Origin of the sequence: Xanthomonas massiliensis, assembly GCF_900018785.1 — a bacterium.
Classification (GTDB): domain Bacteria; phylum Pseudomonadota; class Gammaproteobacteria; order Xanthomonadales; family Xanthomonadaceae; genus Xanthomonas_B; species Xanthomonas_B massiliensis.
Genome location: NZ_FCOY01000005.1, coordinates 88024 through 106788 on the forward strand (window position 1 = coordinate 88024; position 18765 = coordinate 106788).

Consider the following 18765-nt stretch of genomic DNA (forward strand, 5'->3'; position numbering starts at 1 on the left):
GCACACCTCGGCGTGCCCGTGGTCGATGCTGCTGCAAGCCTTGTCGCCCAAGGCGAGCGCATCGGCGGAAACGAAAAGGGCAGCCGCAAGGGCTGCCCATGGTGGTGCTGTTGTAGTGCTCGCAGCGCGCGCTGTGCGGCCGCAGGCGGCCGTGGTGGACCTCGGGAACGGGATCGCCTTGGCGGTGCCGGCTTGGCCCTGTGGGGGCTTCTCCGGCGGTTCTACGCGGCCTTGGGTTTGAACGGGACCACGGTGCTGCTGGTGTCCGCACGCAATCCGTCCAGGTAGTCCGCCCAAGCCTGCATCATCTTGCGGCGCTCCGGCATGAACTTGGCGAGGTTGTAGATGGCGCGGACGCCTTGGCCCTTGTGGGCGAGCTGGCGTTCGATGGCGTCAGGGTTGAATCCCTGCTCGTTCAACAGGGTGGATGCCATGTGTCGGAAGCCGTGGCCGACGATGGTGTCACCGTCGTAGCCGATGTTCCGCAGCGCCGCGTTGATCGTGTTCTCGCTCATGGGGCGTTTGGGGTCGCGCACACCGGGGAACACGAACTCCCGGTTGCCTGTCAGTGGTTGTAACTCGTGCAGGATGGCGGCGGCCTGTCGGGACAGTGGCACGACGTGCGGCTCGGTAGTGGGGTTCTCTTTGGCATCCTTCCGCAGCTTGCGCCGTTCGGGCGGAATGACCCAGCGCGGGCCGTCCGCGTGATCGAGCTCGACTTCTTTCCAGCGTGCACCGCGAAGCTCGCCGGGACGGACGAAGGTCAGGGGGGCCAGCTTTAGGGCGGCGATGGTCGTGGCTGTGCCTTGGTAGCCGTCGATGGCTCGCAGCAGGCCGCCGATGGCCTTGGGGTCGGTGATGGTCGGGAAGCTGCGCTTGCGCCGGGGTGGCAGGGCGGCGCTCAGGTCGGCGGCCGGGTTGCGCTCTGCCCGCCCGGTGGCGACGGCGTACTTGAACACGCTGGCGACGGCGGCCATGACCCGGTGGGCCTGCTCGTTGTGTTCGGCTTTTGCCATCTTGTCCAGCAACGGGCGAAGGTCGGCGACGCCTACCTCGGCGATGGGCTTCTTCCCGATCCACGGGAAGGCGTGGTTCTCCAGCCGTGCCACCTGTTTGGCGTGATGGCTGTCCGTCCATCCCGCTTTCTGGCTTGCCAACCACTCGCGGGCGATGACCTCGAAGCTGTTGGCCGCACGCTCGGCACCGGCGGCCTTCTCGGCCTTCCTGTTCTCGCTGGGGTCGATGCCGGCCGCCACCATTTGCCGGGCTTCCTCGCGGCGCTTCCTCGCCTCGGTCAGGGACACGTCGGGGTAGACGCCAAGGCTGATGGTCTTGCGGGTGTTATGCACGCGGTAGTCCAGTCGCCAGCCGTGCCGGCCATTGGGGCCGGGCAGTGCATACAGGCCACCGCCGTCGCGCAACGGCTTGTCTCCGGGCTTCGCTTTGCGCAAGGCCAGATCGGTCAGCGCTTTCTCGATGGTTCGTGCCATGACAGTAGGTGGTATCGGGGCGGGCTTGCCTACTGTCAAAGCTACTGTCACGGATCGGCCTATTGCAATGGCTGGTCCCGGGCCATTGCGGGCACAAAAAAGCCCGGAAGCCTTGGTGTTACTGGCGTTTCCGGGCTTTTGTAGTCCTGGTCGGACCTGCAATTGGTGGCTACGGGTGGACTCGAACCACCGACCCCAGCATTATGAGTGCTGTGCTCTAACCGGCTGAGCTACGTAGCCTAGCGAATCGCCAATTTTCAGGATCGCGGCGTTCCTTGTCAATCTCCGGGCGGAAAAGCTTGTCGGCGCCCGATGGGCATGGCAGAGTCCAGGCCATTGGATCTTTCAGGAGTCCGCATCGTGATCGATCCGGACGGTTATCGCCCGAACGTGGGCATCGTGCTCATGCGGCAGGATGGCCAGGTGTTCTGGGCACGTCGCATACGCCGTGACGGGTGGCAGTTCCCGCAGGGCGGGATGAACACCGACGAGACGCCCATCGAGGCGATGTACCGCGAGCTGCGCGAGGAGACCGGCCTGCTGCCCGAGCACGTGGAAGTGCTCGGCTCCACGCCCGGCTGGCTGCGCTACCGGCTGCCGGCGCGGGCGGTGCGCCACAACGAGCGCCAGGTATGCATCGGCCAGAAGCAGGTGTGGTTCCTGCTGCGCTTCACCGGCGAGGAGGCGCACCTGGACCTGGACGCCACCGACACGCCGGAGTTCGATCACTGGCGCTGGGTGGATTTCTGGTACCCGGTCGAGCACGTGGTGATGTTCAAGCGCGGGGTCTATGCCCGGGCGCTGCGCCACCTGGCGCCGCTGGCGCGCGGCGTGGCCGGCGCCGGCGTGTGCAGCATGCCGGCCAGCGCCCAGGAGGCGTGGATGCCCGGCAGCAACGCCGGCCACGACCGCCCGCGCAAGCGCCCGCGGCGGCGTCCGCCGGGCGGTCGGCAGAGCGGCAACGGCGAGTGAACCGTTGGAATTGACATCGATTCGCATTTGCGGTTGAATCGCCGACGGCACATCGGGTGTCGCCGGTCACGTCCATCGCCGTGTACGTTTGCATCTGCAACGGGGTCACCGACCAACAGATCCAGGAAGCCGCCCAGGCCGGGTGCCAGAGCGTGGCCGAGCTGACCATGCGCACCGGCTGCGGCTCCAACTGCGGCTCGTGCCTGGGCGTGGCGGCCGAGCTGCTCGAACAGGCGCGCACCCGCCACCCGCTGCCGCTGCCGGTGCTGCGCAACGCCGCCTGACCCTGCGCGAGGCCGCCCGAGCCGCATCGGCACGGGCAACTGATCACGATTCGCGTTACTTCATCGCCGCGGCGATGCCGCTAGAGTGCGGTCCTGTGCCATGCCGGAAGGGTTCCCGCGATGAAGGGCGACGCCAAGGTCCTCCAGTACCTCAACAAGGTCCTCTACCACGAGCTGACCTCGATCAACCAGTACTTCCTCCACGCCAAGATGTTCAAGAACTGGGGCCTGGAGGAACTGCACGAGCACGAGTACCACACCTCGATCGAGGAGATGAAGCACGCCGACCGGCTGGCCGACCGCATCCTGTTCCTGGAAGGGCTGCCGAACTTCCAGGCGCTGGGCAAGCTGCGCATCGGCGAGAAGCCGCCGGAGATGCTGCGTTGCGATCTCGCCCTGGAAATGGAGGGGCGGGCCACGCTGGTCGAGGCCATCGCCCATGCCGAATCGATCGAGGACTACGTCAGCCGCGCGCTGATGGTGGACATCCTCGACGACGAGGAGGAGCACATCGACTGGCTGGAGACGCAGCTGGACCTGATCGAGCGGGTCGGCGAGGCCAACTACCTGATGGACAAGATCGAGGACTGAGCGCGGGCCGGCGACGGGGGCGCACCCGTCGCCCTGCGCGGGTGATTCAGGCGTGCGCGGCCGCGCCGGCGCGGCGCCGCACGCGGTAGCCGGCGATCGCCACGCGCATGCGCGCCGATTCGGCGATCACCAGGGCGACCGCCACCGCGGGCAGTTCCAGCGTGCCGGCGTGGGCATCGGCCTCGATGCGGGCGGCGGTGGCCGACAGGGCCAGGGCGCCGACGTTGGCGGCGGCGGACTTCAGGCTGTGGGCGATCTCGCCCATGCGGGCGATGTCGCCGGCGGCGGCGGCCTGTTCCAGCATCTGCACCTGGCGCGGCGCGTCGGCCAGGAACAGCTCCAGGATGGTGTCCGCCTCGGTGCCGGCGAAGGCATACAGCTCGTCGAGCACGGCGGTTTCCAGTACCGGCGGCGCCGGCGCGGCGTCGTGCGCGGCCCGGGAAGGCGTGGCCATTGCCACCGCCGGTGCGTCGCCGGCGGGATCATCGGCGGCGAGCGGTGCGAACGCGGCATGGCCGGCCGTCGAGGGCGCGGCGAGCGGTGCCGGCAGCGAGCCTGCCTCGGCCGGGAAGTCCGGTGCGATCCCGCGACCGGCGTCGGCGTCGGCGTCGGCGTCGGCCGCGGATGCTGATGCTGATGCTGATGCTGATGCGGTGGCCGCGACTTCCGTGGCTGCCGTGGGCGCAGTCTCGTCGGTCTCGTCGGTTTCCACGGCATCGATGGAATCGACGGGAATGTCCGGGACCGGCACCTGCGCGGCGCCGGCGGGGGGCGCGACGGGTGCAGTTTCCTCGATCTCCACGGCGGGCATCGCGGCGGCCGCCGCAACCGGGGCGGCGTCGGCCAGCCAGCGCTGCAGGCAGCCGGACAGGGTGTCGCGTGCCAGTGGCTTGGACAGGTAGTCGTCCATGCCCGCGGCCAGGCAGCGCTCGCGGTCGCCTGCCATGGCGTTGGCGGTCATCGCGACGATCGGCAGGTGGCGGGCGGGATCCGCCTGCGCCTCCCGCTCACGCCAGCGCCGGGCGGCGGTGTAGCCATCCAGGCCGGGCATCTGGCAATCCATCAGCACCAGGTCGTAGCGACCCTCGGCCATGGCCGCCAGCGCCTGTTCGCCGTTCTCCGCACAATCGACGCCGTAACCCAGCGAAGCCAGCAGCTGCCGGCCCACGGCGAGGTTGACCGGGTTGTCCTCGACCAGCAGCAGGCGCGCGCCGGCGACAGCCGGGACCTCGGTGCTGGCGGCGGGGGCTGCCTCCTCCGCGACGGCGGCGACCGTGGCCTCCTGCGCCGGCGGCAGCAGCCAGGCATGCAGTTCCGATTCGGTCGCACGGCTCGGCAGCGCCTCGGCCCCGGCCAGCAGCAGCGCCTCAGGCAGCGGGCCGTCGTGCAGCCACGCCAGGCGGATATGGCGGTAGGCCGGGGTCTTGCCGATCACCCGCTGCAGCGCCTCGGCGCTGGTGCCGAGCGTGCCCAGGTCGGCCAGCACGGTGTCGAAGGCGCACGGTTGCTCGGGCGAGGTGGCCGCGCGCAGCCGCGCCAGGCCCTCCTGGTGGCTGTGGGCCACGTCCAGCTCCAGCGGCCAGTCCTGCACGATCTGGCGCAGGCGCGAGGCCTCGGCCTTGTCGGCATCGACCAACAGCACGCGCCGGCTGGGACGGGCGGCGATGCCCTGGTCGCCGGCCACCTTGAACAGCGGCACGTCGATCCAGAACAGCGAGCCCTTGCCCGGCTCGGACTGCACGCCGATGCGCCCGTGCATCAGGTCGACGATGCGCTTGGAGATCGACAGCCCCAGGCCGGTGCCGCCGTACAGGCGGGTAGTGGAGGCATCGGCCTGGGTGAAGGCCTCGAACAGGCGCGCCTGCTGCTCGGCGTCGATGCCGATGCCGGTGTCGCGTACCTCGAAGCGCAGCAGGTGCTGGTCGGCGCTCTCGCCGCGCCGGCGCACGGTCACGTCGATGCCGCCGTGCGCGGTGAACTTGATCGCGTTGGAGAGCAGGTTGCCGATCACCTGGCGCAGGCGCACCGGATCGCCGCGTACGGCCAGGCGCACACCCGGCTCGATGTGCAGGTCCAGCCGCAGGCCCTTGTCCTGGGCGTTGCGGCGCAGCAGCTGCACCACCGCCTGCAGCAGCTCGCGCAGGTTGAAGCTGGTGATCTCCAGCTCGACCCGGTTGGCCTCCAGCTTGGAGTAGTCGAGGATGTCGTCGACGATGCGCAGCAGCTGTTGCGAGCTCTCCCAGGCGGTACGCAGCATCTGCCGCTGGTCCTCGGCCAGCGGCCCGCGCCCGAGCAGCTCCAGCATCGGCAGGATGCCGTTGAGCGGGGTGCGGATCTCGTGGCTCATCGTGGCCAGGAACTCGCCCTTGGCCATCGCCGCGGCCTCGGCATCCTGCTTGGCGCGGGTGAGCTGGTGCTCCATTTCCGAGTGGCGGTGCAGTTCCTGGCCGGCCTGTGCCAGCGCGTCCTGCGCCTCGGCGGCGCGGCGCCGCGCGCGCTGCAGGGCCTGGTCGCGGCGGCGCTGGTGGAAGGCGGCGGCCGCGGCCGCGATCGCGGCCAGCGCGGCGGCCGCCGGGGCCAGCCACGGCCACGGACCGGGATGGCCGAGCAGGGCGGGCCACGAGGCCGCGGCGGCCGTGGCGGCGAACACCGCGGCCAGCCAGGCCAGCGGCGGGGCGGAAGAGGAGGCGTCGCGCATGGTCACAGGATCGCGTGGCTGAAGTCGAAATCCAGGTCGCGGCCGACGGACTGGACCAGGTTGCCCTGGATGTAGTCCACGCCGCCCATCCACACCGCGGCCGCGGTCTGCGCGTCCTCGATCTGCTGGCCGATCACCTGCAGGCCGGCCTGGTGGGCGGTGTCCACCGCCACGCGCAGGGCATCGCGCAGCGCCGGGTCGCGATGGCTGCCGGCAAAGCGCGCCGACAGGCGCACGAAGCTCCACGGCAGGCGCGCGATCAGGGCGTTGGCCTCGTCGCCGGGCTCGAACCGGCCCAGACAGAACTGCACCCCCAATGGCACCAGCCGGCTGCAGAAGTGCTGCAGCGTGGCGCTGTGCACCAGGGCATCGTCCAGCGGCACCTCCAGCACCAGCGCGTTGCCCGGCAGCTGGCGCTGGCGCAGCGAGGCGATGAGCCAGTCGGCGAAGGCGTCGCGGGCGAGGGTACGCGGGGACTGCGACACGAACAGGCGCAGCGCCGGCCCGGCGTGGCGGAAGTGCTCGAGCAGGCCGAGTGCGTGCTCGATCATCTGCTGGTCCAGGTCGGCGATGCGTCCGGCGGCCTCGGCCGCGGGCACCACCTGCGCGGCCGACAGCAGCGTGCCGTCGGGCTTGCGCAGGCGCAGCAGCAGCTGGTACTGCGCCTGCGCGCTGCCGGCCACGGCCACGATCGGCTGGTAGACCGGTTCCAGCTTGCCGTCCAGCATCGCCAGGTTCTGCTGCTCCTGCTCGGGCACGTAGGCGGCCACCCCGGACGGCGCCAGCCGTGCCTGCAGCATCGCCCGTTCGGCGGCCTCGATGGCCTGGCCGGCCTCGGCGAAGGTGCCCGGCAGCGGCACGTAGCCGGCCACGCCGCGCAGGAACAGCGGCTCGCCGCGCGCCTGGAACGGGGCCTGGGACAGGTGCGTGCACAGCCGGGCGGCCAGCGCCTGCGGGGCCTCGCCGGTACCGGCCAGCACCAGGAAGGCGTTGTCGCCGAGCCGGGTCATCGTGCCGGCGCCGGCCAGCGCGGCCAGGCGCTGGCCGGCCTGGTGCATCAGCTGCTCGAACGCGGCGTAGCCGTAGCGCTCGCGCAGGCCGATGGCCCCGGTCACCTCGATGAACAGCGCGCTGCCGGGCGTGCGGGCCTGCAGGCGCTGGTCCAGCATCGCGATCAGGCGCGGGCGCGGGGCCAGGCCGGTCTCGGCATCCAGCGCGGCCCCGGCAGGGCCGGGTGCGGCCGCCGTGGCGGGGGGCGGCGCGACGCGGGCGTTGCCCGGGATCGCCGCGGGGTCCGCGCCGGTATCGGCCTCGGGTTCGCCCTGCTGGCGTGCACGCTGGATGCGGTTGGCGACCGCGGCCACCAGGTGGCGCGGCCGGATCGGCTTGACCAGGAAGTCGTCGGCACCGCCCTCGAGCACCTGGTACTGGCGCTCCGGATCGCGGTCGCCGGTGAGGAACACGATCGGCAGCAGCTGCCATTGCGGATGGCGGCGGATGCGTTCGGTCAGTTCGATGCCGCTGGTGCCGGGCAGGTGCAGGTCCATCAGCACCAGGTCCGGGCGGTAGTCCTCGATGGCTTCGATCGCGCCCTCGGCGCTGGCCAGCACGCGCGCCTGCATGTCCGCCCCGCGCAGGATGCTCTGCGCGAACAGGGCCTGGGTGCGGTCGTCCTCGATGACCAGGATGCGGTAGGGGGCGTCATCGTCGGCGGCCGGCGCCTGGGGCGGCGCCGCGGCCTCGGCCGCAGCAGCAGGTATGTCGGCAGCGGGCGTCGACGTGGCCGCTGCCACGTCGGCCACGTCGTCGCCCATGCGCCAGCGCTGCCAGTGGTCGGGTGGCGGCGTTTCGGCATGGCGCGGCCGGGACGCGGCCGGGACGTTCTCGCGCGACGGGCGGGAAGCTGGATCGATGATGGTCGTCATGGGATTCCCCTTGCCGGCCATTATGCGATGGCCGTCGCGGTGCGGCGAACTCAGCGCACCGGCTGCGATCGTGCCGGCAGCAACTTCCTCATGCCGCGCCAGAGGGTGCGCCAGGCCCACCACACCGCCAGTGCACCGGTGAGGCTGGCCACCAGGACCACGACCAGGGCCAGCCACGGGTGGGCCAGCGCCAGTGCCAGGGTCGCGGTCACCACCGTGTCCTCGCCGACCGAGGCGACCCAGTTGCTGGCCGGTTCGGGCGAGGTGTTGAGCAGGGCGCGGGTGCCGGACTTGAGCGCGTGGCTGGCCAGGGCCACGCCGGCGCCGGCCGCCAGTGCGCCGGTGCCGAGGTGGCCGTCCGGGGACAGCGTGGCCGCGGCCAGGAACGCCCCGGCCGGCACCCGGGCCAGGGTCTGCAGCAGGTCCCAGACCGAATCCACGCCCGGGATCTTGTCGGCGAAGAACTCCGCCAGCGCGAGCACCCCGGAGGTACCCAGCACCCACCACGATTCGGTCGGCTGCAGGGCCGGCGGCAGTTGCACCCAGCCGAGCAGGCCGGCCAGGCCGATGCCGAACACGGTCAGGTAGGCGCGGATGCCGGCCAGCCAGGCCAGCAGGATGCCGATCGCGAACAGGTGGGCTTCGGTCATGGGCCCTCTCCCCGGGGCGGCCATCGCCTGTGGCCAGTGTTGGCATACTACCCGGCCCATCGCTCCCCCGGCCGTTGCCATGAACAGACCGGTCACCCGATACCGCATCGTCGCCGGCAGCCCGGCCGCGCCGGCCCGGCGCTGGCTGCCGTGGGTGCTGCTGGCGGCCTGGCTGGCCTCGCTGCCGCTGGTCTGGCTGCTGGCCAGCCACCTGGCCGAGCCGCGCCTGGGCCAGGCGCGTGCGGATCTGGAACGGGCCCGGGCGCAGATCGCCGCGCAGCAGGGCGAGATCGCCCGCCTGCACCAGGAGCAGGCCAACCTGCAGCTGTCGGACAAGGTCAGCCGCGCGGCCAACACCGAAGTGCAGGCCTCGCTGGCCGAGCGCGAGGAGGAGATCGCCAGCCTGCGCGCCGACGTGGCCTTCTACGAGCGCCTGGTGGGCGCGACCGGGCAGCGCAAGGGCCTGAACGTGCATTCGGTGGAGTTCGCGCCGGAAGCCGGGGGCACCTGGCACTACACCGTGGTGCTGACCCAGAATCTCAACCGCGGCGCGGTCAGCCAGGGCCGCATGAGCCTGGCCGTGGAAGGCGTGCGCCATGGCAAGCTGGAAACGGTGGCCTGGGATGCGCTGCACCAGAAGGCGGCCACGCCGGGGCAGGACTATTCGTTCCGCTACTTCCAGCAGCTGGACGGGAGCGTGATCCTGCCCAAGGACTTCACCCCGCAACGTGTGCGAGTCTCTCTGGCCGGCGGCGCCACGCCGGTCAGCCAGGTGTTCGACTGGAACGTCGCCGGCAACGGCAAACGAAACGAAGGGGAGTAGGCAGATGTTCGGCAACAGCAAATCCGCGCGCGACGGGCAGACCGTCGTCGATACGCTGATCGGACCGCAGGTGGTCATCAGCGGCGATGTGGTGTTCAGCGGCGGGCTCTACGTGGAAGGCCGCATCGTCGGCAAGGTGGTCGCCACCGAGGGCGCGCCGGCCTCGCTGACGCTTTCCGACCAGGGCAGCATCGAGGGCGAGGTGCACGTGCCGGTGGTGGTCATCAACGGCCGCCTGGACGGCGACGTGCATGCCAGCGAGCGGGTCGAGCTGGCCGCGGCCGCGCGCGTGCACGGCAACATCCACTACCAGGTGGTGGAAATGGCCGCCGGCGCGCAGCTGACCGGCCAGCTCATCCACGCCGGCGCCCAGGCCGTGCTGCCGGCACCGCAGGCCGCAGACCGGGTCGAGGACGGCCAGGCGTTGCTCGCCGGCGCTTGATTCGGGGGGCGGCCGCCCTCATCCTGCGTGCATGAGTACGCTCGTCTCCCTGCCCAACGCCGCGCCGGGCTACCAGTCGCTGGAGCGGCCGCTCGACTTCACGCCCGCCGCCGCGGCCAAGGTGCGCGAACTGATCGCCGAGGAAGGCAACGCCGACCTGGCGCTGCGCGTCTACATCCAGGGCGGTGGCTGCTCGGGTTTCCAGTACGGCTTCGAGTTCGACGAGAACCGGGCCGAGGACGACCTGGCGGTGCAGACCGACGGCGTCGTCCTGCTGGTCGACCCGCTCAGCCTGCAGTACCTGATGGGCGCGGAGGTGGACTACACCGAGGGCCTGACCGGGGCCCAGTTCGTGATCCGCAATCCCAATGCCAGGACCACCTGCGGCTGCGGCAGCAGCTTCAGCGTCTGAGCCGGCCGCGGGCGCGATGTCCATCGCCGGTGCGCTGAGCGGGTTCGCCTTCGCCTCCTGTGCGCTGGATCGCACCGACGCGCTGCGCGACGACGCCGATGCCGTCGCCGCCCTGTGGCCGGCCGCGCGCGTGCTGGTGCTCGACGCCGACGGCAGTGCGCTGGTCGGCACGGACGGCGCGCCGCTGCCGCTGACCGGCGCCCAGCTCGGCGGCGGTCCGGGCACCGCGATCTTCCTCGGCCTGGAACATGGCACCGCCTGGTTCTGCGTGGATGCCGAGGCGGTGTCGGTGCAGGCCCCGGCGCGCCTGGACCTGCGCAGTGCCGCCGGCACCTGGAGCGCGTCGCTGGCGAGCGTGTTCGCCTACGCCCGCGGCATGAACTGGTGGCAGGCACGCACCCGCTTTTGCGGCGTGTGCGGCGGCGCCATCGAGTTCCGCCGCGCCGGTTTCGTCGGCCACTGCGCGCGCTGCGGCAACGACCACTTCCCGCGCGTGGATCCGGCCGTGATCGCCGCGGTGAGCGATGGCCGGCGCCTGCTGCTGGGGCGCCAGGCGAGCTGGCCGCCGCGGCGCTATTCGGTGATCGCCGGGTTCGTCGAGCCGGGCGAATCGCTGGAGCAGACCGTGGTGCGCGAGGTCCACGAGGAAACCGGCGTGCGCGTCACCGCGTGCCGCTACCTGGGCGCGCAGCCGTGGCCGTTCCCGGGCGCGCTGATGCTCGGCTTCGCCGCCCAGGCCGAGCCTGATGCGCCGCGGGTGACCGGCGAGCTGGAGGATGCGCGCTGGGTCGAGCCGGAGGAGCTTCGCCCGGCACTGCATGGCGACGATCGCGAGGACGCGCCGCTGCGCTTGCCGCCGGCGCTGTCCATCGCCCGCGCGCTGATCGCCGACTGGTACCACGCCCACGCCGACTGAGGCGCCGTGCCGGCGCTCGGCTAGAATCCGGGCGACGGGCGGCCGACCTGCCGCTGCCGGAGATCCCTGCATGTTCAGCACCCTGCTCGCGGTGATCGTCGCGCTGGCGATCGGCCATGTCGCCCCGGCGGCGGTGGCGCAGCTGCGACGCTTCGCCTGGCTCGACGGCTGGGCGGGCTGGCTGGCGGGCCAGGGCGGGCTCGCCCGTGCCTGGCGCGGGCGCTGGGGCGCCGCGCTGGCCCTGGTACCGCCGCTGCTGCTGGTGGCGCTGCTGCAATGGGGCCTGCACGGGCCCTGGCTCGGCCTGCTCTCGCTGCTGTTCGCCGTGGCCGTGCTGGTCTACAGCTGGGGGCCGCGCGACCTGGACGCCGACGTGGAGGCGGTGGTCGAGGCCGGCGACGAGGCATTGCGCCGCGCCGCGGCGGCGGCGCTGTCGGTGGACGGGCAGTTGCCGGCCACCGATGCGCCGGCGCTGGTGGCGGCCACCGCGGCCAGCGCCCAGCGCCGCTGGTTCGCCGTGCTGTTCTGGTTCCTGCTGCTGGGGCCGGTGGGCGCGCTGGGCTACCGGCTGGTGGCGCGGCTGGCCTGGGGCGGGACCTCGGCGACCCTGGCACCGGCCGCGCGCGATGGCGTGCGCCGCCTGCTGGCCGGGCTGGAGTGGCCGGTGGCGCGGCTGATGGCGCTGTCGATGGCGCTGGCCGGCAATTACGACGCGGTGTTCGGTGCCTGGCGCGCGGCCGGCGGCAACCGCTGGACCGGCGACCAGGGGTTCCTGGCCACGGTGGCGCAGGCCGCGGTCAACGCCGAGCTGCGCGAGGACGAGGCCGAGGGCACGGCGCTGGTGCCCGCGCATCGCCGCCTGCCCGAGCTCCACGACCTGATGAATCTGCTGTGGCGGATGCTGCTGCTGTGGCTGGCGGTGCTGGCGCTGTTCGTGATCGCCGGCTGGGTCGGCTGAGGCCGGGTCAGCCGAGCAGGCCGCCCGGCGCGAGCAGGCGGAAGGGGAACCACGGCAGGTTGCGCGCCACCCAGTAGGCCGGCAGCAGCACCAGCCACAGCCGCGGCTCCATCACCACGCGCATCAGCGGCCGCAGCCGCGCCGGCTGCCAGCCCCAGGACCACAGCACCATCGCCGGCATCAGCGGCAGCGTGGCCATCGCCAGCGGATTCATCGCGAACGCGCGCCGCAGGTCGCCGTGCACCAACGCGTGCAGGGCCCGGGTCAGGCCGCAGCTCACGCACCAATAGCCGGTGAACAGGTGGAACATGCACGGCGGGAAACGGCTGCCCGGCGCGTTGGGATCGGCGGCCAGCAGGATCGCGGTGCCTGCCGTGGCGGCGGCCAGGGTCGCCGCCACGAAGCCCAGGCGCGCGGGCGTCAGCCGGATCACCGCGTCGACTGGTACTGCTCGATGATCTGCTGGTACTGGGTGTAGCTGCCGCTGCTGACCCACCAGATCCCGTACACCAGCCCGATGATCGCCAGCGCGGTGGCCACCCAGCACCAGGTCTTGGCGCTGGCCGAGGCACGGCGCGCGCCGTCGATGTCGCCCTGGTTGAGCAGGGTGTTGACCTTGGTCGCGTAGACGATGGCGACGATGCCCAGCAGGCCCAGCGGGCAGCACAGGCAAGTGGCTAGCACGGTGGCGATGATCGCCCAGGCCAGGTGGTTGGGGACGTGGCCGGGGGCCGGGGCGACGGCCGGAGGCGGCACCGCCGGCGGCGGTGGAGGGACGGGCGGGACAGTGCTCATGGCATCTCCTTGCTGGGTGGCGGGGCCTGGCGGGCCGGTCCGGCGCATCGCGGCCGAGGCGCCGGACCGGCCCGCCAGGTCGAGTCCCCGGCGCCGCCGACCGGCGGCGCACGCCTGCATCCTAGCCAGCCGCGCACACGGCCGCCAGGCCGCGGCCGCGGCGCGGTCTCCCGGCAGACTTCTCAGGCGCGATCGCCGCGCAGGGCGCTTACCCGCGCTTCCAGGGTAGCGGCATCGACGCCCGCGCCGTCCAGGGCCGGGCCGGCGACCACCTCCACGTGGGCGCGGAAACGGCGCGGCAGGCGCATGCGGTGCAGGCGCGAGTCGCGCCGGCTCCACATGCTGGCCCACATGCCGCGCAGTGCCAGCGGCACCACCGGCACCGGGCGCCGCGCCAGGATCCGCTCCACGCCCGGCTTGAAGGGGGCGATGGCACCGTCGCGCGTCAGCGCGCCCTCGGGGAACACGCATACCAGCTCGCCCGCCGCCAGCGCCGCGTCGATCGCGTCGAACGCGCGCTGCATCAGCGCCGGGTCCTCCTTCGCCCCGGCGATCGGGATCGCCCTGGCGGTGCGGAAGATCCAGCGCATCACCGGGATGTCGAAGATCCGGTAGTACATGACGAAGCGCACCGGGCGCGGGACGCAGCCGGCCAGGATCAGCGCGTCCATGTAGCTGACGTGGTTGCACACCAGCAGCGCCGGGCCCTCGTCGGGCACGTGCTGCTCGATCCCGCGCACGCGCAGCCGGTAGAGCAGGCTGACCAGCAGCCAGCTCAGGAAGCGCATCAGGAATTCGGGCACCAGGGCGAAGATCCACAGCGCCACCAGGGTGTTGGCCACGGCCAGCGCCAGGAACACCTGCGGGATCGACAGGCCCGGCATCGGGATGCGGTGGCCGGCCAGCACCAGCTCGTGCAGCTGCAGGGCGATGCCCACCAGCGCGGCGACCACGATGAACAGCGCGTTCTGGATGTTGACCCCGGCGATCACCCGCGACAGCTGGCCGCGCGGGGTGCGGCTCTGGATCAGCGCGAACAGCGGCACCACGAAGAAGCCGGTGAACACGCCGATGCCGAGCAGGTCGAACATGATGCGGGCGCTGCCCGGCTGGTGCACGAACTGGCCCACCGACAGGCCGGCGGCCAGCGCCTGGCCGGGCCGGGCGAAGTACAGGTCGAGCAGGAACGCGCTGATGCCGAACGCGCCCAGCGGCACCAGCCCGATCTCCACCGTGCGCCCGGACAGGCGCTCGCACAGCAGCGAACCGGTGCCGGTGCCCACCGAGAACAGCGCCAGGGCGAACACGTACAGCGCCTGCGCGCCGCCCAGGTTGTCCAGCGCGTAGGTGGGCAGCTGCGCGGTCAGCACGGTGCCGACGAACCAGAACCAGGACACCCCCAGGATCGCGTTGCGCACCGCCGGCTGGCGCCGGGTCAGGCGCATGATCGCCAGCGATTCGGGCAGCGGGTTCCAGCGCACCTTCAGCGCCGGGTCGCCGGCGTCCACGCGCGGGATGCGCCGCGCCACCGTGTTGCCCGCCAGTGCCAGCGCCACCACCGCGGTGGCCGCCACCACCGGCCCGTGGCCGCCGGCCAGCTGGAAGATCAGCCCGCCGAAGATCATCCCGCACAGGATCGAGATGGAGGTACCCATCTCCACCAGGCCGTTGCCGCCGGTCAGTTCCTCCGGCCGGAGCACCGCCGGCAGGATCGAGTACTTGGTCGGGCCGAACAGGGTGGACTGCAGGCCGGTGGCAAACAGCGCCACCAGCAGCACCGGCATGCTCTGCAGCAGGAAGCCGAGCGCCGCCAGCGACATGATCGCGATCTCCATCGTGGTGGTGACCACGATCAGCTTCTGCTTCTCCAGCTTCTCGGCGATCTGCCCGGCGATGGCCGAGAACAGGAAGAACGGCAGGATGAACAGCGCCGGTGCCAGGTTGGTGTACAGCGTGCGTTCGGCCGGGCTCACCCCCAGCCAGAACAGCAGGCCGATGATGGCCTGGCGGTACACGTTGTCGTTGAAGGCGCCCAGCGCCTGCACCACGAAGAACGGCAGGAAGCGGCGCTGGCGCAGCAGCGCGAACTGGGAGTGACCGGAAGGCATGCAGGCTCCTTTGCGAAGCGCGCAGCCTAGCAAAACGGCATGTTCCACCGGCGACGGCCCGCCGCGGTTGATCGCCGTGGCCCGGCGCGTTGCAATGGGGAATCCCTCCCGCTGCCTTGGAATCGCGATGAGCCATCTGTTCTCCCCCCTGTCGCTGGGGCCGCTGCGCCTGCCCAACCGCATCGTCATCCCCCCGATGTGCCAGTACTCGGCCAACGGCGGCGCGGTCAGCGACTGGCACCATATCCATCTGGGCAACCTGGCCCTGTCCGGGGCCGGCCTGCTGATCATCGAGGCCACCGCGGTGGAGCCGCGCGGGCGCATCACCTACGCCGACGTGGGATTGTGGGACGACACCACCGAGGCCGCGCTGGCCGGGCTGCTGGCCTCGCTGCGGCGCTGGTCGCCGATGGCCGTGGGCATCCAGCTGGCCCATGCCGGGCGCAAGGCCTCCACCGACAAGCCCTGGCTCGGCCGCGGCGCGATCGCCCCGGACGATGCGCTGGGCTGGCGGACGGTATCGGCCTCGGCGCTGCCGTTCGAGGCCGGCGCCCCTTCGCCGCAGGCCCTGGACGAGGCCGGCATCGATGCGGTGATCGCGCACTTCGTCGAGGCCGCCTGCCGCGCCGAGCGCCTGGGGCTGCAGCTGATCGAGCTGCACGGCGCGCACGGCTACCTGATCCACCAGTTCCTCTCGCCGCTGTGCAACCACCGCGACGATGCCTGGGGCGGCACGCTGGAGAACCGCATGCGCCTGGCGCTGCGCGTCTTCGAGGCGGTGCGCGCGGCGGTCTCGGACAAGGTCGCCGTCGGCATGCGCATCTCGGCCACCGACTGGGTGGAGGGCGGCTGGGACCTGGCGCAGAGCATCGAGCTGGCCAAGGCGCTGGAGGCGCGCGGCGCCGACTTCATCCACGTTTCCAGCGGCGGGCTGGACCCGCGCCAGCAGATCGCGCTGGGGCCGGGCTACCAGGTGCCCTTCGCCGAGGCGATCAAGGCGCAGGTGCGCATGCCGGTGATCGCCGTCGGCCTGATCACCGAACCGGACCAGGCCGAGGCGATCCTCGCCGAGGGCCGGGCCGACGCGGTGGCGCTGGCGCGCGGCATGCTCTTCGATCCGCGCTGGCCCTGGCATGCCGCCGCCGCGCTGGGCGATACCGTGCACGCCGCGCCGCAGTACCTGCGCTGCGAGCCGCACGAGCTGCGCGGCCTGTTCGGCTGAGCCGGCACCGCTGCGGCATGCGCAACGATTCGTTGCGCGCGCCGGCCTCGACACCCGTCCCCGCCGCCACCAGACTGCGCGGCGTCGCATTGCGTGTCCGCCCCGCGTGACGGGCCTTCCCGAACACAGAACAAGGAAATCCCCCATGAGCAATCCGCTGATCGAAGCCATCAAGCAGCGCCGCACCCAGTACGTGCTCGGCAAGACGCTGCCGTTGCCGCAGGAAGACGTGACCGCCCTGGTCGAGCAGGCCGTGCGCCTGTCGCCGTCCTCGTTCAACTCGCAGAGCTCGCGCGCGGTGATCCTGTACGGCGCCCAGAGCGAGAAGTTCTGGGGCATCGTCAAGGAGGCACTGCGCAAGATCGTCCCGGCCGAGGCCTTCGGCGCGACCGAGAAGAAGATCGACAGCTTCGCCGCCGGCGCCGGCACCGTGCTGTTCTACGAGGACCAGGACATCGTCAAGGGCCTGCAGGAGCAGTTCCCGCTGTACGCGGAGAACTTCCCGGTCTGGTCCGAGCAGGCCAGCGGCATGGCCCAGTTCGCGGTCTGGACGGCGCTGGCCACCGCCGGCATCGGCGCCAGCCTGCAGCACTACAACCCGCTGCCGGACGCCGCCGCCGCCGCCGAGTGGAACCTGCCGGGCACCTGGAAGCTGCGTGCGCAGATGCCGTTCGGCTCCAACGAGGCGCCGTTCCTGGAAAAGGAATTCATGGACGACGCCCAGCGCTTCCGCGTGTTCGCCTGATCCGCGACCGAGGTTGGCAAGGGCGAGGAGCGGGGCCGTGACGGCCCCGCTCCTTTTTTTACGGCTCCCCGCCACGGGACGAGCCCTTCAGGGCGATTCACGGCGCAGATGGGCCCGGCGTGTTCCGCGCGACGGCATGCCGGCCCGCGTCGCTGCCGGTGCCAGGCTGCCGGCCGGAGCCGGGATGCGGCGGTCGCGGCGCGGCGGGCCCGAGGGCGCCGCTGCGATACAACGCGCCGGATCAGGCCGCCTCGGAATGCAGCGCGGCGGTCGACACGCCCAGCCACTGGGCGATGCTGTCGGCCGCGTCGCGCCCTTCGGCCACCGCGGTGACCACCAGGTCGGCACCGCGCACGCAGTCGCCCCCGGCGAACACCTGGGCGTTGCCGGTCTGGTAGGGCAGGCGCGTGCCGCCGACGGCGATGCGGCCGTTGTCGGCGCCCTGCACGCCCTGCGCGGCCAGCCACTCCGGCACGCTCGGGGAGAAGCCGAAGGCGATGATCACCACGTCCGCCTCGAGCAGCGATTCGCTGCCTTCCACCGGCTCGGCACGGCGCCGGCCGCGATCGTCCGGCTCGCCCATCCGCGTCTCGACCACGGTCACGCCGATGACTTCCTCGTCGGCACCGGCCTCGATCGCCAGCGGCTGGCGGTTGAACAGGAAGCGCACGCCCTCCTCGCGGGCATTGGCGACCTCGCGCGCGCTGCCGGGCATGTTGGCCTCGTCGCGGCGGTAGGCGCAGGTGACCTTGGCCGCGCCCAGGCGGATCGCGCTGCGCACGCAGTCCATGCCGGTGTCGCCGCCGCCGAGCACCACCACGCGCTTGCCGTTGAGGTCGGGCAGGGCGATCTTGTCCTCCCAGCCGGCGATCGGCCGCCCCCAGGGATCGTTGCCCGAGACGATGCGGGCGTTCTGCACCAGGAACGGCAGCGCCGGCAGCACGCCCTTGAGCTCCTGGCCGGGCAGGCCGCCGTCGGTGTAGCGGTAGGCACCGGTCCCGAGGAAAACCGCGTCGTATTCCTCCAGCACCTGTTCGAAGGGCAGGTCGCGGCCGATCTCGGTGCCCAGGCGGAACTCCACGCCCATGCCCTCGAGCACGTCGCGGCGGCGCGCGATCACGCCCTTGTCGAGCTTGAAGCTGGGGATGCCGAACTGCAGCAGGCCGCCGATCTGCTCGTAGCGGTCGAACACCACCGCGGCGATGCCGGCGCGCGCCAGGCGGTCGGCACAGGCGAGCCCGGCCGGGCCGGCGCCGACCACCGCCACGCGGCGGCCGCTGGCCCGGACCTTGGACAGGTCCGGGCGCCAGCCGGCGTCCAGCGCGGAGTCGACGATGAACTTCTCGACCGCGCCGATGGTCACCGCGCCGAACTCCTCCAGGGTGCAGCTGCCTTCGCACAGCCGGTCCTGCGGGCACACCCGGCCGCACACCTCCGGCAGCGGGTTGGTGGAGTGGCACAGCGCGGCGGCCTCGGCGATGCGGTTCTCCTGCACCAGCTGCAGCCATTGCGGGATGGCGTTGTGCACCGGGCACTTCCAGCTGCAATAGGGATTGCCGCAGTCCAGGCAGCGCCCGGCCTGGTGCTGCGCCTCGGGCAGGCCGAACTTGCCGTACAGCTCGCCCCAGTCGCCGGAGGTGCGCAGCTCCACCGGGATGCGCTTGGGCATCTCGCGCGGCAGGTCGAGGAATTGGAAGACTTGCTTGCGGCTCATGGGCGTGGCGATCGGTAGGA

The 18765-nt window shown here is 71.9% G+C and carries 18 protein-coding genes and 1 tRNA gene; 10 read left to right on the plus strand and 9 right to left on the minus strand.

The genetic code is table 11. The annotated features are described in order from the left end of the window. Positions 1 to 221: 221 nt before the first annotated feature. Both BN3794_RS02170 and BN3794_RS02175 read right to left on the minus strand, forming a co-directional pair. Positions 222 to 1490 (minus strand): tyrosine-type recombinase/integrase, encoded by a 1269-nt coding sequence (locus BN3794_RS02170; RefSeq protein ID WP_066092672.1) that lies wholly within the window; start codon positions 1488 to 1490, stop codon positions 222 to 224. Between the two features lie 163 nt (positions 1491 to 1653). Further along, positions 1654 to 1730: transfer RNA gene (locus BN3794_RS02175), tRNA-Met, on the minus strand. Positions 1731 to 1850: 120 nt separating this feature from the next. Between BN3794_RS02175 and BN3794_RS02180 the strand changes: the two genes are divergently transcribed. From BN3794_RS02180 to bfr, 3 genes are all read left to right on the plus strand, one after another. Next, the gene (locus tag BN3794_RS02180; protein ID WP_066092675.1) at positions 1851 to 2462 is read left to right on the plus strand and encodes an RNA pyrophosphohydrolase; all 612 of its coding nucleotides are present in this window, start codon (positions 1851 to 1853) and stop codon (positions 2460 to 2462) included. 80 nt (positions 2463 to 2542) lie between these two features. Continuing rightward, a complete protein-coding gene (locus tag BN3794_RS02185) occupies positions 2543 to 2746 on the plus strand; it encodes a (2Fe-2S)-binding protein (protein WP_066093281.1) in 204 nt (67 codons plus the stop codon). A gap of 120 nt (positions 2747 to 2866) precedes the next feature. Continuing rightward, positions 2867 to 3337 (plus strand): bacterioferritin, encoded by a 471-nt coding sequence (gene bfr, locus BN3794_RS02190; protein ID WP_066092678.1) that lies wholly within the window; start codon positions 2867 to 2869, stop codon positions 3335 to 3337. Between the two features lie 46 nt (positions 3338 to 3383). Here the strand turns inward: bfr and BN3794_RS02195 are convergent, their stop codons facing one another. From BN3794_RS02195 to BN3794_RS02205, 3 genes are read right to left on the minus strand one after another with little or no spacing between them, the layout of a single operon-like run. Then, positions 3384 to 6035: a hybrid sensor histidine kinase/response regulator gene (locus BN3794_RS02195; protein ID WP_078059536.1), complete on the minus strand. Its 2652-nt coding sequence runs from the start codon at positions 6033 to 6035 to the stop codon at positions 3384 to 3386. 2 nt (positions 6036 to 6037) lie between these two features. Then, positions 6038 to 7960, minus strand: a complete 1923-nt coding sequence (locus BN3794_RS02200; RefSeq protein ID WP_066093286.1) for an EAL domain-containing protein — start codon at positions 7958 to 7960, stop codon at positions 6038 to 6040. A gap of 50 nt (positions 7961 to 8010) precedes the next feature. Beyond that, positions 8011 to 8610 carry a DUF4126 domain-containing protein gene (locus BN3794_RS02205; protein ID WP_066092681.1) on the minus strand — a complete coding sequence of 200 codons (600 nt, stop codon included), beginning with the start codon at positions 8608 to 8610 and terminating at the stop codon, positions 8011 to 8013. A gap of 79 nt (positions 8611 to 8689) precedes the next feature. Here BN3794_RS02205 and BN3794_RS02210 point away from each other — a divergent pair, with 79 nt between their 5' ends. The 5 genes from BN3794_RS02210 to ampE all read left to right on the plus strand — a co-directional run bounded on the left by BN3794_RS02210 (position 8690) and on the right by ampE (position 12161). After that, on the plus strand, positions 8690 to 9433 hold the full coding sequence (locus BN3794_RS02210; protein WP_066092684.1) for a DUF6776 family protein: 744 nt from the start codon (positions 8690 to 8692) through the stop codon (positions 9431 to 9433). 4 nt (positions 9434 to 9437) lie between these two features. Beyond that, positions 9438 to 9875: a bactofilin family protein gene (locus BN3794_RS02215; RefSeq protein WP_066092686.1), complete on the plus strand. Its 438-nt coding sequence runs from the start codon at positions 9438 to 9440 to the stop codon at positions 9873 to 9875. 31 nt (positions 9876 to 9906) lie between these two features. Then, positions 9907 to 10287 (plus strand): iron-sulfur cluster insertion protein ErpA, encoded by a 381-nt coding sequence (gene erpA, locus BN3794_RS02220; RefSeq protein ID WP_066092689.1) that lies wholly within the window; start codon positions 9907 to 9909, stop codon positions 10285 to 10287. Between the two features lie 16 nt (positions 10288 to 10303). Beyond that, positions 10304 to 11203, plus strand: a complete 900-nt coding sequence (nudC, locus tag BN3794_RS02225; protein ID WP_066092692.1) for an NAD(+) diphosphatase — start codon at positions 10304 to 10306, stop codon at positions 11201 to 11203. Positions 11204 to 11273: 70 nt separating this feature from the next. Then, positions 11274 to 12161 (plus strand): regulatory signaling modulator protein AmpE, encoded by an 888-nt coding sequence (ampE, locus tag BN3794_RS02230; RefSeq protein WP_066092695.1) that lies wholly within the window; start codon positions 11274 to 11276, stop codon positions 12159 to 12161. Between the two features lie 7 nt (positions 12162 to 12168). On the opposite strand, the gene BN3794_RS02235 is transcribed toward ampE, so the two are convergent. The 3 genes from BN3794_RS02235 to BN3794_RS02245 all read right to left on the minus strand — a co-directional run bounded on the left by BN3794_RS02235 (position 12169) and on the right by BN3794_RS02245 (position 15064). Further along, entirely contained in the window at positions 12169 to 12591 is a 423-nt protein-coding gene (locus BN3794_RS02235; protein ID WP_425476688.1) for a DUF2752 domain-containing protein, read from the minus strand. Then, positions 12591 to 12956 carry a CD225/dispanin family protein gene (locus BN3794_RS02240; protein ID WP_066092701.1) on the minus strand — a complete coding sequence of 122 codons (366 nt, stop codon included), beginning with the start codon at positions 12954 to 12956 and terminating at the stop codon, positions 12591 to 12593. The genes BN3794_RS02235 and BN3794_RS02240 overlap by 1 nt, the downstream gene beginning before the upstream one ends. A gap of 182 nt (positions 12957 to 13138) precedes the next feature. Beyond that, on the minus strand, positions 13139 to 15064 hold the full coding sequence (locus BN3794_RS02245; RefSeq protein WP_066092704.1) for an MFS transporter: 1926 nt from the start codon (positions 15062 to 15064) through the stop codon (positions 13139 to 13141). A 127-nt stretch (positions 15065 to 15191) separates the two neighbouring features. On the opposite strand from BN3794_RS02245, the gene BN3794_RS02250 reads away from it, so the two are divergent. Continuing rightward, entirely contained in the window at positions 15192 to 16286 is a 1095-nt protein-coding gene (locus BN3794_RS02250) for an NADH:flavin oxidoreductase/NADH oxidase (RefSeq protein WP_066092708.1), read from the plus strand. Positions 16287 to 16431: 145 nt separating this feature from the next. Next, on the plus strand, positions 16432 to 17031 hold the full coding sequence (locus BN3794_RS02255; protein WP_066092711.1) for a nitroreductase family protein: 600 nt from the start codon (positions 16432 to 16434) through the stop codon (positions 17029 to 17031). Between the two features lie 241 nt (positions 17032 to 17272). Here the strand turns inward: BN3794_RS02255 and BN3794_RS02260 are convergent, their stop codons facing one another. Then, complete coding sequence (locus BN3794_RS02260; protein WP_066092714.1) at positions 17273 to 18745, minus strand: FAD-dependent oxidoreductase; 1473 nt, start codon at positions 18743 to 18745, stop codon at positions 17273 to 17275. Positions 18746 to 18765 lie beyond the last annotated feature (20 nt).

Bases quoted from the DNA above. Each gene is read 5' to 3' on its own strand.
- BN3794_RS02170 (WP_066092672.1), bottom strand. From the start codon at position 1,490: ATGGCACGAACCATCGAGAAAGCGCTGACCGATCTGGCCTTGCGCAAA.
- bfr (WP_066092678.1), top strand. From the start codon at position 2,867: ATGAAGGGCGACGCCAAGGTCCTCCAGTACCTCAACAAGGTCCTCTAC.
- BN3794_RS02195 (WP_078059536.1), bottom strand. From the start codon at position 6,035: ATGCGCGACGCCTCCTCTTCCGCCCCGCCGCTGGCCTGGCTGGCCGCG.
- BN3794_RS02200 (WP_066093286.1), bottom strand. From the start codon at position 7,960: ATGACGACCATCATCGATCCAGCTTCCCGCCCGTCGCGCGAGAACGTC.
- BN3794_RS02205 (WP_066092681.1), bottom strand. From the start codon at position 8,610: ATGACCGAAGCCCACCTGTTCGCGATCGGCATCCTGCTGGCCTGGCTG.
- BN3794_RS02210 (WP_066092684.1), top strand. From the start codon at position 8,690: ATGAACAGACCGGTCACCCGATACCGCATCGTCGCCGGCAGCCCGGCC.
- BN3794_RS02215 (WP_066092686.1), top strand. From the start codon at position 9,438: ATGTTCGGCAACAGCAAATCCGCGCGCGACGGGCAGACCGTCGTCGAT.
- erpA (WP_066092689.1), top strand. From the start codon at position 9,907: ATGAGTACGCTCGTCTCCCTGCCCAACGCCGCGCCGGGCTACCAGTCG.
- nudC (WP_066092692.1), top strand. From the start codon at position 10,304: ATGTCCATCGCCGGTGCGCTGAGCGGGTTCGCCTTCGCCTCCTGTGCG.
- ampE (WP_066092695.1), top strand. From the start codon at position 11,274: ATGTTCAGCACCCTGCTCGCGGTGATCGTCGCGCTGGCGATCGGCCAT.
- BN3794_RS02240 (WP_066092701.1), bottom strand. From the start codon at position 12,956: ATGAGCACTGTCCCGCCCGTCCCTCCACCGCCGCCGGCGGTGCCGCCT.
- BN3794_RS02245 (WP_066092704.1), bottom strand. From the start codon at position 15,064: ATGCCTTCCGGTCACTCCCAGTTCGCGCTGCTGCGCCAGCGCCGCTTC.
- BN3794_RS02250 (WP_066092708.1), top strand. From the start codon at position 15,192: ATGAGCCATCTGTTCTCCCCCCTGTCGCTGGGGCCGCTGCGCCTGCCC.
- BN3794_RS02255 (WP_066092711.1), top strand. From the start codon at position 16,432: ATGAGCAATCCGCTGATCGAAGCCATCAAGCAGCGCCGCACCCAGTAC.
- BN3794_RS02260 (WP_066092714.1), bottom strand. From the start codon at position 18,745: ATGAGCCGCAAGCAAGTCTTCCAATTCCTCGACCTGCCGCGCGAGATG.